10 protein-coding genes are annotated in these 15,056 nt (G+C 50.2%); 3 read left to right on the forward strand and 7 right to left on the reverse strand.

Going from position 1 to position 15,056, the window contains the following annotated elements:
* The first annotated feature begins 55 nt into the window (after positions 1 to 55).
* The 3 genes from M1D70_RS23585 to M1D70_RS23595 all read left to right on the forward strand — a co-directional run bounded on the left by M1D70_RS23585 (position 56) and on the right by M1D70_RS23595 (position 4,104).
* Positions 56 to 1,819 carry a sensor histidine kinase gene (locus tag M1D70_RS23585; protein WP_456288121.1) on the forward strand — a complete coding sequence of 588 codons (1,764 nt, stop codon included), beginning with the start codon at positions 56 to 58 and terminating at the stop codon, positions 1,817 to 1,819.
* Positions 1,794 to 2,555 carry a response regulator transcription factor gene (locus tag M1D70_RS23590; RefSeq protein ID WP_192570908.1) on the forward strand — a complete coding sequence of 254 codons (762 nt, stop codon included), beginning with the start codon at positions 1,794 to 1,796 and terminating at the stop codon, positions 2,553 to 2,555. Before M1D70_RS23585 ends, M1D70_RS23590 begins: the two co-directional genes overlap by 26 nt.
* A gap of 61 nt (positions 2,556 to 2,616) precedes the next feature.
* Positions 2,617 to 4,104, forward strand: coding sequence for an ABC transporter substrate-binding protein (locus M1D70_RS23595; RefSeq protein ID WP_456288122.1), 1,488 nt, complete (start codon positions 2,617 to 2,619; stop codon positions 4,102 to 4,104).
* 146 nt (positions 4,105 to 4,250) lie between these two features.
* Here the strand turns inward: M1D70_RS23595 and M1D70_RS23600 are convergent, their stop codons facing one another.
* From M1D70_RS23600 to M1D70_RS23630, 7 genes are all read right to left on the reverse strand, one after another.
* Entirely contained in the window at positions 4,251 to 4,682 is a 432-nt protein-coding gene (locus M1D70_RS23600) for a DnaJ family domain-containing protein (protein ID WP_456288123.1), read from the reverse strand.
* Positions 4,683 to 4,999: 317 nt separating this feature from the next.
* Positions 5,000 to 8,125, reverse strand: coding sequence for a glycoside hydrolase family 2 TIM barrel-domain containing protein (locus tag M1D70_RS23605; protein WP_456288124.1), 3,126 nt, complete (start codon positions 8,123 to 8,125; stop codon positions 5,000 to 5,002).
* 19 nt (positions 8,126 to 8,144) lie between these two features.
* On the reverse strand, positions 8,145 to 8,966 hold the full coding sequence (locus M1D70_RS23610) for a carbohydrate ABC transporter permease (RefSeq protein WP_009593191.1): 822 nt from the start codon (positions 8,964 to 8,966) through the stop codon (positions 8,145 to 8,147).
* The gene (locus tag M1D70_RS23615) at positions 8,963 to 9,778 is read right to left on the reverse strand and encodes an ABC transporter permease subunit (protein ID WP_441007216.1); all 816 of its coding nucleotides are present in this window, start codon (positions 9,776 to 9,778) and stop codon (positions 8,963 to 8,965) included. Before M1D70_RS23615 ends, M1D70_RS23610 begins: the two co-directional genes overlap by 4 nt.
* Positions 9,779 to 10,018: 240 nt before the next feature.
* Complete coding sequence (locus M1D70_RS23620; protein ID WP_456288125.1) at positions 10,019 to 11,329, reverse strand: ABC transporter substrate-binding protein; 1,311 nt, start codon at positions 11,327 to 11,329, stop codon at positions 10,019 to 10,021.
* Positions 11,330 to 11,495: 166 nt separating this feature from the next.
* A complete protein-coding gene (locus M1D70_RS23625) occupies positions 11,496 to 13,301 on the reverse strand; it encodes a cache domain-containing sensor histidine kinase (RefSeq protein WP_009593250.1) in 1,806 nt (601 codons plus the stop codon).
* Positions 13,298 to 14,869: a response regulator transcription factor gene (locus tag M1D70_RS23630; RefSeq protein ID WP_456288126.1), complete on the reverse strand. Its 1,572-nt coding sequence runs from the start codon at positions 14,867 to 14,869 to the stop codon at positions 13,298 to 13,300. The genes M1D70_RS23625 and M1D70_RS23630 overlap by 4 nt, the downstream gene beginning before the upstream one ends.
* Between the last annotated feature and the right edge of the window lie 187 nt (positions 14,870 to 15,056).

Raw genomic sequence — 15,056 nt, forward strand, 5'->3', positions numbered from 1 at the left:
ACATTGAGATTAAGCTGCGCATATTTAAAGCGACCTGCTGCAATTGAGGTGTCGTATGGGCTCATTTTTACAAATCAAAATCTATCGCCACAAGTTTATTGCCTATGTCATCTTCGTCGTGGTCATCGGTCTGACGCTTGGTACGCTGACCAGTGCCATGCTGCTGAATCAATGGGTGGGCAATGCCCGCATCGAGGCGGCTAATGCCTTTGCGCGCGTGGAGAATGAGCTGCAGTATGATGCTGACCGAATCGAGGCTTACATGCAGCGCATCTACTCCAATACCGGACTGATGGACGATGCTCGCAGCTTTCTAAGCAGCAGCGCGGAAGGCTATTTAACCAGCAGGCTGCAGAACAGCCATTTCTCCCAGCCGCTGGTTTCGTTTCCCGAGGATGTGAAGACCTATCTGTACAGCTGGGCGCAGGGCGAAATCACGCAGATTAGCCTGCATACCGGCCATTACGGCAATGTCGTACGTTTTAATGAGCACGGGATAACAAGCTTTACCTTCGGGCTGCCGAATACGGACGAGGCGTTCCGCGATACGATCATGAAGGGCTTCGTCTATCGCAAGAAACTGTCAAATCCGACGCCGGGCGCTCAGGAGTTCGGGGAAATGCGCTTTTTGGTCAGCAGCGATCAAATCTTTAAATCCATTCGAAATTTCCGGTTTGGCAATGCCGCCGCGGTCAGTGCTACCGGCGAAACCTACCTCATCGGCAATGGGCAGGACCAGGACTTGGAGGAGCTGTCCCGACTGGCCGAGGCAGACGGCCGCAGTCATGGTTTTATATCGAGGGGTGTACGGAAGCATGTCTTATTCGTTTCCTTTCCGTCCACCAAGTTTAATTTCAAATTTATTAGCATCATTGATTTATCCATGCTGATTCGTCAGCATGCCGGGATGCTGGTCGCCATCTTTCTGATCGTATTGACGGCCATGGTCAGCGTGCTTCTTCTCATTGCATATAATATGCGGGATGATGCCCTCTTCCTCCGCCGCATCATTCAATCGATCGGACGGGTGAAAATGGCCAATTTTACGCCGAACCGCCCCGCCCGGTACCGTCGCAACGAATACGGCATGATCGCCCGGGAATTGGACGATATGATTCAGCAGCTGGACAAGCACATCCGCAATGAATATCTGCTCAAAATCAAGCAGCAGGAAACCGAAATGAAAGCGCTTCAACATCAAATCAACCCTCATTTTTTATACAATACGCTGGAGGTTATCCGCTCCACGGCGCTAGTGAATCAGGACCGAGACACCGCCGACGCCATTGCTACGTTAGGCACGCTCTATCGTGAAATCGTCAAAAAGGAAAATATCATATCGATTGCTAGCGAGCTGGAATTGCTTCAGAAGTACTTGGAGATTATGGAGTTCAAGTATCCCGAGCGTTTTTATTATCAAATCAATGTTGAGCCGGCGCTGCACTCGATCCCTACCGTGAAATTCTGGATGCAGCCCCTGGCCGAGAATTTTTTCATTCATGGCTTTAACGCGAATCATGAGTTTAATCTGTATGTCGTCAACGGATTTGAAGCGAATGATGCTTATGTGCTGGAATTCGTGGACAACGGAAGCGGGATTCCGCCGGAGCGTTTGGATATCGTTCGCAGCACGCTGTCCAACCATGATGAAACTTCTTCCCATAGTATCGGACTGCGCAACGTATATACGCGCCTTCATTTCTTTTATGGAAACGGCCTTTCGATCGAGATTGAGAATAATGAGGAAGCTGGAGTCAAGATTTCCGTGCGGATTTCAAAAGAGGTGATTGAACATGTACAAACTGATGATTGTGGATGACGAACCTCAGATTTTGGAGGGAATGAAGCGAATCCTGGATTGGAAGCAATACGGATTTGGACGGATCGAAACCTGTGAATCCACGGGGGAAGCGATGTCCAAGGTGGTGGACCTGCTGCCGGACGTCGCCATTTTCGATGTCTGCATCGGCAAGGAGCTTGGATATGAAGCGATCCAGAGACTCAACGAATTTCAAATCCCTACGAAATACATCATCATGAGCGGCTACAGCGAATTCAAGTATGCCCAGGAAGCCATTCGGTGCGGCGTCAAAGACTATCTGCTCAAGCCGGTTGAACGTACCAAGCTGCAGCAAGTGATCGAGAAGATCATCGTCGAGGATCTGGGCGGTTCGATAGGTGACCGAAACGGCGAAAGCTTGAACCAGGATCCGGTGCTTGGCGTTAGCTATGACAGCTTATCCAAGCTGGTGAACCGGATTCTGCTGATGATCAGGACGGAGTATGCACAGAACATCACCTTGAAATCCGTGGCGGAGCGTTTCCAGATGAACAGCACCTACCTCGGACAATTGTTTCTCAAAGAAACCGCGATGAAGTTTTCCGAATACCTGATGGCTTACCGCATGCTTTTGGCACAGGAGAGAATTCAATCGACGGATGAGAAAATTTCCTATATCGCGTTTTCCGTGGGTTACAACAATCTCAATTATTTTTATACGCACTTTCACAGCTTTTTCGGGAAATCTCCTTCTGAACTGCGGGGAAAAGGGTAACGCATACGTGGCGGAAAGGAGGACATCGATGGTTAAATACGCTAGAAGCTTACGGTCTATAATGATGATCAGCCTGCTGCTGCTGTTCACATTCTATACAACCGGCTGCTTCGGACAGCCTGGTTTTGACGACGAACCGCATGTCGGCGACACGGTCAACCTGATCTATTATACGATCGGTGAGCCCGACAAGGATCTTCGCCTCGTCAATGATAAAATCAATGAAATCATGGCTCGCAAGATCGGCGTGACGATCACCTATATCAAGGTAAGCTGGCAGGAGTATGAAGATCGGCTGAACACGCTGATATCCGCCGGAAGCCCGTTCGACATTGCTTTTGCGCCCGACTATGCAACCACCGCGATGCGCGGAGCCTGGCTGAGGCTTGATGACCACCTGGCCGGCCTGGGCAAGGATATGTACGAGGCCATCGATCCCACCTTTTGGCAGGGGGTCCGCATGAACGACGGCAGCATTTACGGCGTCCCTACCAATAAGGAGTTAGCCGTACGCGATCAGTGGATGTACCCCGCCTCGATCGTGGACAAACACCATATCGACATCACCAAGTACAATACGCTGGAATCGCTTGAGCCGCTCCTCCGGATGATTCAGCAGAAAGAGCCGGATTACATTCCTATGGAGTTGGATCGGGATTCCCATAATTTCTTCGCTCTCTACGGATACGAATACATCATGAACCATAAAGTGCCCTTGATGATCAAATCGCTCGACCCGGACGCACCGGTGGTGAATATCTTCGAAACCAAGGAAGCCCGGCAGGTTCTCGATACGCTGCGGCGTTATTATAAGCAAGGCTTCATCAATAAGGACGCGGCGCTGCGCGAGCCGGGAGGACTCAAACGAGGCGCCAAGGTGTTCTGGAAGTCCTCCGGCGGGGGTCCGCTCTCGGAGACGACTTGGAGCAAGGATCGCGGTTATAAGGTGGTAGCGAATCCCGTAACCCCCAGCACCGTAACTACGGAATCCGTCCGGGGAGGCATCATGACCGTTAATGCCAATACCAAGCATCCCGTAGAATGCATTAAGTTTCTGAATTTGCTTAATACGGACCCAGAGATACGGAATTTATTCAATTATGGGATAGAGGGCATCCACTACACTTTGGACGAACAGGGGCAGGTCGTTCCGAAAACAGACAAAGACAGCCAGGGCGAACCGATCCCGGATGCGCCTGCAAGCAGCTATTCAGGCGTGCAGTACACGCAGGGGAATTGGTTTATCCTGAAAACCATGGGCGGCGATAATCCGGACCCGCTCGACAAATGGGAGCAATTCCGTCAATACAACGCCGGAGTCGTCAATTCCACCGTGCTTGGATTTACGCCGGATCTATCCGCGCTGACCGCTCAAACCGATAACATCGAGATGGTCTGGCATAAATATTACCCAAGCCTCATGACAGGCTCCGTGGATGTCGATACGATCCTCCCCAAGTTTAACGAGGAGCTGAAGCTAGCAGGCATGAATGACGTGATCCAAGAGGTGCAGAAGCAATTGGATGCTTGGCGCATCGGCAGGAAGTAAGTACTGGCCCCCGCTTCCCTGATTGTTCGAGCTTGGCCCAAATCGAGAAATGGACCCTATTCAAAAGAGACCCTAAAGCGGATAGCTTCAGAGTCTCTTTCGCTTGTTCACCCGGACGGTAACGGGGAGCACATTCAAGATATTCTCTACTCCCACTTATCGTAGGCTGCGTGCAAGTTGCTCCCGGACAGGAGTCCTTTTTGCAGCTGCGGATTCGGAACGATCCGGTTATACTTCATAATTTTCTGGTTGATGGCCTCTACCTCGGCCTCGGGAATCGCATTCGGGTCCTGAAGGTCAAGAAGACGCTTGATGTCGGCGGCGATTTCTTTTCTCAGCTCCACCCAGGCCGGCTGGTAATTCGCGTTCTTCATGATACTGGTTAGCACATCGCCGTCCTCGATCTTGATCGGCTTTCCCTTCAACGGCAAGTCGTCAAAGCCGCCTTCTCTGGCAAACTTGTCGATGGCCGATTCCAGGAGCCCGCTGCTGGTCGACATCGGGCGTCGTTCTTTTTCTTTTTGCTGATTTTCTTCAGCAGCAGGAGCCATTTCTTTAGCGTCATTGTTCAAATCCATATCGGACACCTCCGTTTTTACATATCAGGGAAATAAATCCGCTTCTCAAATGACATGTCAATGAATTTGTACTTCCCGTTCTCGTCCTGCTTAATATGCAGCGCAAAGTCCTTCTTCATCGAACGTCAACCGAAATTATCCAAAATATAACATACATCACATGGTTTTAACAGTTGGTTTCGATATCAAATTCGATGATGCGGGACGCGGCATATGGCGGATTCATACTACGGTTGTGCTGATCATGCTTACAACGAAGGCATGAAACAACGCTCGGCCCAACCATATTGGTGAGCCGAGCGTTGTTTGGCATTCTGCTATTTCATGAATAGGCTTTTGCATATCGTAAATTCAAAGGACATGTCCGTCGAAGGATCGAGTTGATACTCGTCATGAACCGGAGCCCCCCAGCTGTCGTCACCCCCAACCCCCATTTGCCGTCCGGCAATGGTAACAACGGTATGGTGAACATTCGGCAGCTCATAATGATGCGTCGCATTCTCCAGCTCGAATGCGGTATAGGGCGATATATTCGCTTCAACCGGTGCTGCCGCCGAGGCTTTTATCGTAAGGCCATGACCTTGATCGCTCGTTATGGATACCTCCCGCACGCCTGTACGATTGCCCGATTCCTGCGGTACCAAATAGGCTGAAACATGATCCGCTGCACGACTTCGGAAGCGACACAATCTAGCTCCGAACGCACGATCGATATAGTTCTCTTCCGGCCCGTTTGCATACCAATCCAGGTTGTCGTAGTCCGCCGGCACTTTGAAGGTAAGAGCAAAGATCGGCAGCTTCGGCAGCCCCGGCTCTCCTTGATACCCCGACTTTACATGAATGCTGCCATCGGTAAACACCGTGTAGGATACACGCACCCGTATTCCTTCGGATACGCTCAGTTTATACACGTAGGTCACGGTTGCGCGGTCTGAGTACTCCATCAGCTCGCAGCTTTCCGTTCTTCGAGTCAGGCTTGCTGCATACCAAAGCGCGGAGTCGAACGGCAGCCCGGCCCCTTTATCGTTATCCGTCATCGCTCTCCAGAAGAGCGGCGCCGGCGGCGAAGAGATCATCTCCCGTCCCGCATACTTGACGGATATGAGGGTCCCTGCCTGCTTCGAGAACAAAACGGAGAAATCGCGGCCGTGAACGCCGATATTTACGTCCCCTTCGACTACACGGAAATCATTCGCTGGCTTATCATGCGAAACCTCTGAACCTGATTGCAGGCGTTCTGCCTCCGACGCTGACGCATTGTCAGTATCGTCAACAGCCAACGTGTCCTTCACTTGGAAAACTAATTGTCCAAAAGCAATTTCATAACCGGCTTCCGCCCATAACGAATCCTTCTTGGTCACGAGTGAAACGTCCAGCGCATACTCACCGGCTGGATACCCGGCCTCAGGCAGTTCCAGCTTTACGTATCTCTCTTCGCCGGGACCAACCTGGGTGCATACAGCTCCGCTATAGATTTCCCTGCCTTCATGATACAGAGAGTATGTAACATGATAAGCATCCAAACCCACGAACAAATTCTCGTTTCGGATCGTGACGCCATAACGATCCGGTGTCAGCTTGATGTTCTGATACAGGAATTTCACTTCCTGCATTTTGGGGGACCATGTCCGATTTGCATATACGATGCCGTTGCCGGAGAAGTTGTAATCGGTTGAGCGATCGTCAAAATCCCCTCCATAGGCCATAAAAGGCTTGCCGTAACGATCATGTTTCACGATAACCTGATCCATGAAATCCCAGATGAAGCCGCCTTGATACATCGGATACTTCCGTTCCAGCTCCGTGTACTTATGCAATCCGCCGACGGAATTGCCCATAGCATGCATATACTCGCAGCTGATATAGGGCTTGGAAGGTTCGTTTTGCAGATACTGTTCAATATCCGCCGGTTTTGCATACATGCGGCTCTCCATATCGCTCGCATCGTCATATTCCCGGTTATGGAACACTCCTTCGTAATGCACGAGCCGGGTAGGATCCTTCTCCCGGAAAACATTCGCAACGTTCCGAATGACTTCACCCGCATAAGACTCGTTGCCGCAAGACCAGATCAATATCGATGGGTGGTTCTTGTCCCTCTCGATCATGGAAATCGCACGGTCCAGAACGATATCCCGCCATTCCGGCCTGCTGCCCGGTATGTTCCAGGATGGCTCAACGGCCCCCATTTTCTGCCACGATCCATGCGTCTCCAGATTCATCTCGTCGATGACGTACACGCCGTACTCGTCACACAGCTCGTACCATAGCGTCTGATTCGGATAATGCGACGTCCGAACGGCGTTGATATTCGCCTGCTTCAATGCCTTGATATCCCACAGCATATCCTCTTTCGTAATGCAGCGTCCGCGATGGGAATTGAATTCGTGCCGGTTGACGCCTTTGAATACAATGCGCTTGCCGTTTAAGTGCATCACCTTGTCGAGCATCTCGAATTTGCGGAAACCTATCTTTTGCGGCACGACCTCCACGAGGTCTCCCGATGCGTCATAGACGGATACGTACAGTGTATATAAATTAGGTTCCTCCGCGCTCCACCGCTCGACCTTTCCTGCAGCTAACTCAATCGACGCCGTTCCCCCGGAAGCTCCGGTCTCCCCCCGGACCACAGGATTTCCTGCTGCATCCTTAAGCTCAAGGACTATTTTCGAAGCAGGCCTGCCCTTAAGCTGCATGGCAGCCTTCAGCGTTCCAAGTTCATACGTTTCATCCAAATCGGTTTGAACATGCAGATCCTGCACATGAACGTCAGGTACCGTGTACAGATACACGTCGCGAAAAATACCGGAAAAGCGCCAAAAGTCCTGATCCTCCAGCCAGCTTCCGGTGCTGCGTTGATAGACCTCGACAGCCAGCTTATTCTCGCCTTCCGCCAAGTACGGCGTGAGGTCGAATTCGCTCGGCGTAAAGCTGTCTTCGCCGTAACCGACAAACTCCCCGTTCAGCCATACATAGAAGGCCGATTCAACTCCCTGAAAAGAAATGTACAACGGACGCTGCTGCCAGCCGGCAGGAACGTCGAAATACTTCACATAGCTGCCCACGGGATTGTGGTCCTCTGAGATCATCGGGGGTCTAAGAAACTCCACACCGTCCCATGGGTACATCGTGTTCACGTATTGCGGCTGCCCGTAACCCTGAAGCTGGATATGTCCGGGAACCTCAATATCATCCCAGCCTCTGCAGGAAACGTCCATTTTATAAAAATCCGCTTGGCGTTCCTTGGCGTTATGCGCATAACTAAACTTCCAGCTTCCATTCAGACTGCGGCGCCAAGGCATCTCTCCAAGCCATTCGGCTTCCCGTATCGTTTCGTAGTATCGGTGATCGGAGTGCGCAGGCATCCTGCCTACAGCGAATATGCCGGGGTCGGACAACCATGCAAGGCTTGGCGCGACTCCCCGTTCAACCTGCTGTTTCATCTGTTTCCCTCCATTTACTTTATTTCACTGAACCTGTCATTCCGGCAACAAACTGCTTCTGCATCATGAAGAACACCAGTGCCGTCGGCAGCGTCGTAATGACAATCGCAGACATGATCAAACCGTAGTCGGGAGCATAACCTGATCCCAGATTCGATATCAGCAGGGGCACGGTCATATTCTCCGGCGATTGCAGCACGATCAACGGCCACAAATAGTTGTTCCAGCTGTTCAGGAAGGTAATAATCGCTGCGGCGGCATAGGTCGATTTCATCGTCGGCATATAGATGCGGAAGAATAGGCCCAACTCCGACAGTCCATCGATGCGACCGGCCTCCATCATATCCTTCGGGAACATTTTTGTGCTTTGACGGAAGAAGAAGATAAGGAAGGCCGTCGTGAATGTCGGCAGGATGACAGCCCCCGCCGTATCAATCCCTAGAAAGGGTACAACCCCCGATACTTTGGCAAACATCTGAAATAAAGGCACCATGATCGCCGCGAACGGAATCATCATCGAGGCCAGTAGGATATTAAATACGATATCTTTGCCGCGGCTGCGGTACATCTCAAATCCGTAACCAGCGGCTGATGCAACCAGCAGGGAAAGGACGGTAGTCACCACCGAGATTTTTGCGGAATTCCACAGAGCTTGCCACATGTCCACGGAGCTGAACAGATTGTTGATATTCTTGACCAGGTGCGAGCCCGGCAGCAGCGTCCCTTTCGTTACGTCCACGGACGGATTGGTGGCACTGACAACCATCCAGATAAACGGAAAGATGGAGATCAGGGCAGCGATAATTAAAAACAGGTAAGTAAACACGCGTTTCGTTCTCATGATCTCTTGTCACCTCCAACTTTGTTCTGGATCATCGTCAATATGACCACCATGAGTACGATCGAATAAGAAACGGTAGCTGCGTACCCAAAGTCAGGCGTGTACTCAAAGGAAAGATTGTAAATATATTGCGATATCGACATGGTTGCGTTTCCGGGGCCGCCTTTGGTGATGTTGACCACCTCGTCAAACAACTGGAGCGTTCCAATGGTCGATGTGATCGTCGTAAACAAGATGATTGGTTTCAAGAGCGGAATCGTAATTTTGAAAAATTGCGTGAAGGCATTCGCACCATCGATGCGTGCAGCTTCATATACGGATTTATCGATATTTTGCAGTGACGATAAATAGAAAATCATATTATAGCCTGTAAAACGCCAGGTGATCGCGATGATAATCGTGACTTTGGCCCAGAACGGGTCGGTAATCCATTGAATCGGTTCCCGGATGAGATGAAGATTCACCAGAAATTTATTGACGATGCCGTCAGCTCCGAACATGTACTTAAAAACGACGGAGTACGCTACAAGCGACGTTACCGTCGGCAGGAAAATAGCCGTTCTGAAAAAACCTTTGAATTTCAATCGATCGTCATTGAGCAGCACGGCGATAAAGAGCGCCAGCACCAGCATAACCGGGACCTGAACAAGTAAGTAAATAAACGTGTTCTTGACGGCCGTAAGGAAGGTGGTATCGCTGAACAAGCGAATATAGTTGTCTATTCCGACAAACTGAAGATTGCTGCCCCTGCCCGATTTGAAGGATAGGATTAACGCTTGAACCATCGGATAGAAATAAAAAATGCCAATCATGACGACCGGCACAAGGACGAAGAACCAGCCTGTCAAACGTATCCGCCTTTGACTGTTAAGGCCCTTGTGAATTTGCGGGCTTAGCCTGGCTTTTTCTGCATTCACACCACTCCACACCCTTCTGTTGGTCACAATTCTTACGGATAGAGAATATAAAGCCCTTGCTCCCCTTCCTTCAGCAGATGTCCACTTTACAGGAGAAGAAGGAGCAAGGGCATAGATCGTACTGCCTAAGTGTGTTTAACGGATTTGCGTATCGGCTTGCGCCTGCGCATCTTTCAGAACGGTTTCCACGTCTTTACCGCCGAGATATGCCTGCATGGCAACGACCATAATGTCCTCGATGGCGTACGTGTTCATGCCGTAGTTCACGTTAGGAATTTGTTCGGTCCAAGCGGCAAAGTCCGAAACGACCTTCTGCCCTTGGAAATACTCATCCGCTGCCGCGTAAGCTTCTCCGCTTGCAGCGGCTTTCAGGGTGCCGATCACCCCGACTTTTGTATTCAATGTCTGATAGAGCTCAGCATCGGAAGCAAACGTCTTCGCGAGGAACTCCGCAGCTGCTTCTTTGCCTTCTACGTTCATCACATACCAGGAGCTGCCGCCCAGGTTGGATGCATGGACTGAGCCATCTGTTGCCGCAAGCTTAGGCAGCGGGGCTACCGCCCATTTACCGGATTGGGAAGCTTCGGCTTTGATCGAAGGGGTGATCCAGTTGCCGGTCGGCACGGTAGCCACTTCACCGCTGTTGAATGCTCCGACGAATTGGCTCCAGTCCGAGTTCACCTTCACGATGCCGGAATCCATCATTTCTTTGTACAATTCAAAGGCTTCCTTCAATGGAGCATTGCCTGCAATTGTCGGCGTATGGCCGTCTTCCGCCGTATACCACGCCCCCGCGGATTGGATCATCATGCGGATAAGTCCCAGATCATTAGGATCCAGCGTAATCATGCTTTTGCCGGTTTTCTCTTTGACGGCTTTGCCAATCTCGATGTACTGCTTCCAGTCGATGTCCTGCAGGTCGTCCAGACTGTAGCCTGCCTGCTCGAGATAATCCGTTCGTACGTACATTCCCGTCACGCCGGAGTCAAACGGAACGCCGTACTGCTTGCCGTCGACGCTGGTCGGGCCAATCTTGTAATCCGCGAAATCGTCCACTTTCACGACGTCCGTCAATTCGTAGAAGGAATCCGGATACGCTTGCAAGAAGCTCTGTGCACGGTAATCCTCAATGAGCACGATGTTAGGCAACCCTTTCGTGGAACCGGAATTGAGCCCTGTGTTCAGCTTTTGGACGATATCGGCCTGTGCATTCTCTACCACATTAATCGTGACATCCGGATTCACTTGAGCGTAGGCTTCCTTGGCAACATTCATGGCCGCAATGTTAAATGCCGGGTCCCAAGCCCAAACCGTAATCTCTTTTGTCCCGGTACTGCCTTCATTGCCGGAATTGCCGTTGCTGTCTGTTCCGCCTTCCTTACCGCCCGAAGAACATGCCGACAAGAGTACAACGCCAGCCAGCAGTAAGCTCATTAATTTTTTCAATGCGTAAACCCCCTTTTAATCTAAAAAATAATAAAAGATGGAAGCGTTTTCTCTGTTACGCATCCATCTTATCACTTTGTATTCGTTTTCATTGGCACTATCTTTGTCAGCTTTGGTGCTATTATTGGATCCTGTTTTCGCTTTCATACCGGCTCTGGTACTATCTTTAGATTCTTGTAATATCTTTAGCTTTGGTCAATGGTAGCGTAAGGATGATTTTTGTTCCTTCACCGCGTTTGCTTGTAATGTGGACCCCGTATTTCTCGCCGTACATCAATTTAATTCGATCATCCACATTGCGTATCCCAATGCCGGAGAACAATTGGCGTTTGCTCATCGGTGCAGGCAACGAGTCTTCTTTGGGCGGGTTCTGCTCAAGATTCATACCGTCCCCGTCATCTACGACTTCACACACAAGCTGGTCTTCCTGAACGGCAATCATGATCAAAATTCTTCCCTCTCCCTTGATGTTGAATGCGTGGAAGAATGCATTCTCAATAAAAGGCTGAAGAATGAGCTTGGGCATATGATAATCCAGGCTATCCGGCTCCACGAAGTAATGGACGCGGATTTTCTCTCCGTACCGCACATGATTAATATACACATAATGCTTGAGCGTCTCGAGTTCCTGCCGCACAGGAATGGTGGAATGAATATCGCTGACCGTATTTTGCAGAAGCGATATGAGCGCGTTAATCGTACCTGCGGCTTTATCCTTGTTGCCCTGCTGCACCAGAAATTTGACCGAAGCCAGCGTGTTATACAAAAAATGCGGATTGATCTGCATTTGAAGCGCGGCCAGCTCCGCATTTCGCTGCTGCTTCTGGGTTTCCATCAATCGGTCTACATAATCATGCAGCGCATCCAGCATAAAGTTGAAGGCGTTCCCCAGCTCCTTCACTTCATAACTGCTGTTTGCAACATCTACATGATGATCGAACCCGCTCGTCGGAATGCTCGACATCTGTTCGACGAGTACGCGGAGCGACTGCGTCATTCGTCGGGTGATCAGAAAAACAATGACAAGCGATATCGCAACGATAGCCATGATTGTCAACGTGACGGCTTTGGCATTCACCATCTGTCCGGTCACGGCTTTCTTGTCGATCATATTCACTAAATAAAATTCGAATTCGGGCAAATATTCCGAGAACACAATTCGTTCGTTCCCCATTATATAGGCAGACTGATCGTCTTCTCCCTCGTCTTGATCCGTTACGACCTCCTGAAGCAGTCCCTTATCCGACATCCCGATCAATTCGGTCCTGTTGCTGGAAACAATGACCCCTTCCTTGTTCAACAGCACGACGTCATTGCCTTCGCTTGTAAAATTCGCATAGAAGGGCTTAAAATTACGGTCGCGAATGACTACGTACAAGGTGCCGTAAATTCTGCCGGTAGACTGGTCAAAGAGAGCTTTGGAGGCGACGAGCATGGGCTCCTGTGCGTTATTAGGATCATCGCCGCGATAGAGCTGGTACAGGATTTGCGCAGGATGGGCCTTCGTTGTCTTGGTAATCGGGTGATCCTTCAGTTCCTCGGCCGAGACCGACCAATACCAAGGATCGGTAGAATAACTTCTGCCGTTCGCTCCAACGATCATGATGCCGACGTCATAGGCGCTAAAGTTGGACTGAATCGACTTCATGCCCTCTGTCATCCGGTACGTTTTCATCGCCAGAGCCACGGCCTCCGTTTCTCCGCCCGATAAATAGCTACGGATCGCCGCATTCTGGGCGATCATGGTGGCACCGGTGGCTATGGCGTTATTATAGGACTCCAGGTTTGACTTCATCTGGTTCAACAGCTTGCCGTTCGTGATGCTGAAAGTTTGCAGAAATAATTTTTCCGACATGCTGATGGTAATGGACAGCGTCAGGAGGGAAACGGTAACGATGCTGATGAGGGTCACAAGAAACAGCTTAAGGAACAAGCCCTGTTTTCGCAGCTTGGTTATAACATTTCCGATCATGATTCCCGTATCTCCCGCGCGTCTTGTCTCCGAAACTGACTCGGAGAGATGCCTGTCTGCTTCTTGAACACCTTAGTGAAGTAACTCTGGTCGGAGTACCCTACGCTGGCGCTGATTTCGGAAATCGTAAATTCCGTTGTCAGAAGCAGCTCCATGGCTTTTTCCAAACGGATTTTATTGAGGTATTCGCTGAATCCCTCCCCATTATACGAAGCAAAATAACTCGACAGATAAGAAGCATTAAAGTGGAACTGCCTGGCCACTCCGGTAAGTGTGATGGGGTCGGCGTAATGGTCCTGAATATATTCAAGCAGCCGGTCCATATTGGGATTAACGGATGTATTCGTCTCGCCTATCGCACGTTCCGCTTCGCGGATGAATGCTTCGACAACGGCGATAGCTTCGCCGGCATACCTGGCTTCGTCTATTTTTCGGAAATAGTCGTATTTTGCATTCTCCAGGCTTCCGGTCTCGACCTTCATTTTTCCAAGCGTGGTCGCCACGTTAAATATGAAATTCCCCAACGACGATTTGAATTCGAAAATATCGGTACGATAATCCATTGAGCGCAGGCAGGCGTATTCCAAAAAGCCGGTGAAGGCCTTCCGGTACTGCTTGCGTTTCAACTGTTCCAAGAGCTCGCCCATGTCGTATTCGAGAGGCGAATCCGGAAGGCCCGGCAAATGTTCGTATTCAATCAGCGTCCGATCCTTAAGGAAGAAGCCGTATCGCATGAGTTTCAGATAATTGTCATGGTATACCTCGCCGAGACTATTAAAGTCGGCGAAGCACTGGCTGATAACAAAATGCGTCTCGCTCGTATCATGAGCCAGTTTGGGGATCAATTGCCGGAATTCAATGACAAGTTCGTTCCTCCGCTCGGGATTCACGTTCAGCAAAAAAAGAGCCGTATCGTTGACAAACTTCAACCGCATAAACACCATGTCGGCCATCGCTATCTTTCGAAGTTCGCTTTCCAATTCGTTTCCGAAACTCCATCTGTCCCCGGATTCTTTCACATGCTTCAGATCCGCACCGAAAAACAAATACTGTCCGAAAGGAAACCTCGAATGCACCAGCAAGGGATCCAGCGAAGACTCATACCCCGTCATGAGTTTCTCGATGGCTTGCAGGATCTGCGCTTCCCCTTGATCCGCACGTGGATCGGCGTCCGGCTTCATGGCGACCATTTTGGCCGTAACCTTATTGAGGATGGACATCAGATAATCGGCTTCCAGCTTCGGCTTCAGGATATAATCCGCTACGCCGCTCTGAAAAGTAGACCGAACATAATCGAACTCGCTGAAACTGCTAAGAACGATGATTTCAATGTGGGGATACTTCTCCTTAACGACCTTGACCAGCTTCTCCCCTCCCATGACGGGCATTACGATGTCGGTAAGAATGACATGAGGGCTCACTTCATCCATCAAATTCAGTGCTTCCAGACCGTTAGAAGCCTCGCCTACGATTCGGTACCCCTCCTGTTCCCAATCCAGAAGGTGCTTAATCCCCTGTCTGACAAGCATTTCGTCGTCCACGATCATGATCTTGAATACGGGTTTCATATCGGCTCCCCCCTTGCAGCTTGCAACCTTCCGCAGTCATACACGGTATGAATACAATTTAAAAAAAGCCCTGAATTACCAGGGCACATCCCTTCTATCCCCGCCTTGATTCCTAATGTAACCGTTTACGATTTCCTGGATATGGCTTAACCTCTTCCGTCAATGGAAGAGAATCCGCGTGGAAGGA

The sequence above is a fragment of the Paenibacillus sp. AK002 genome, from assembly GCF_053903045.1.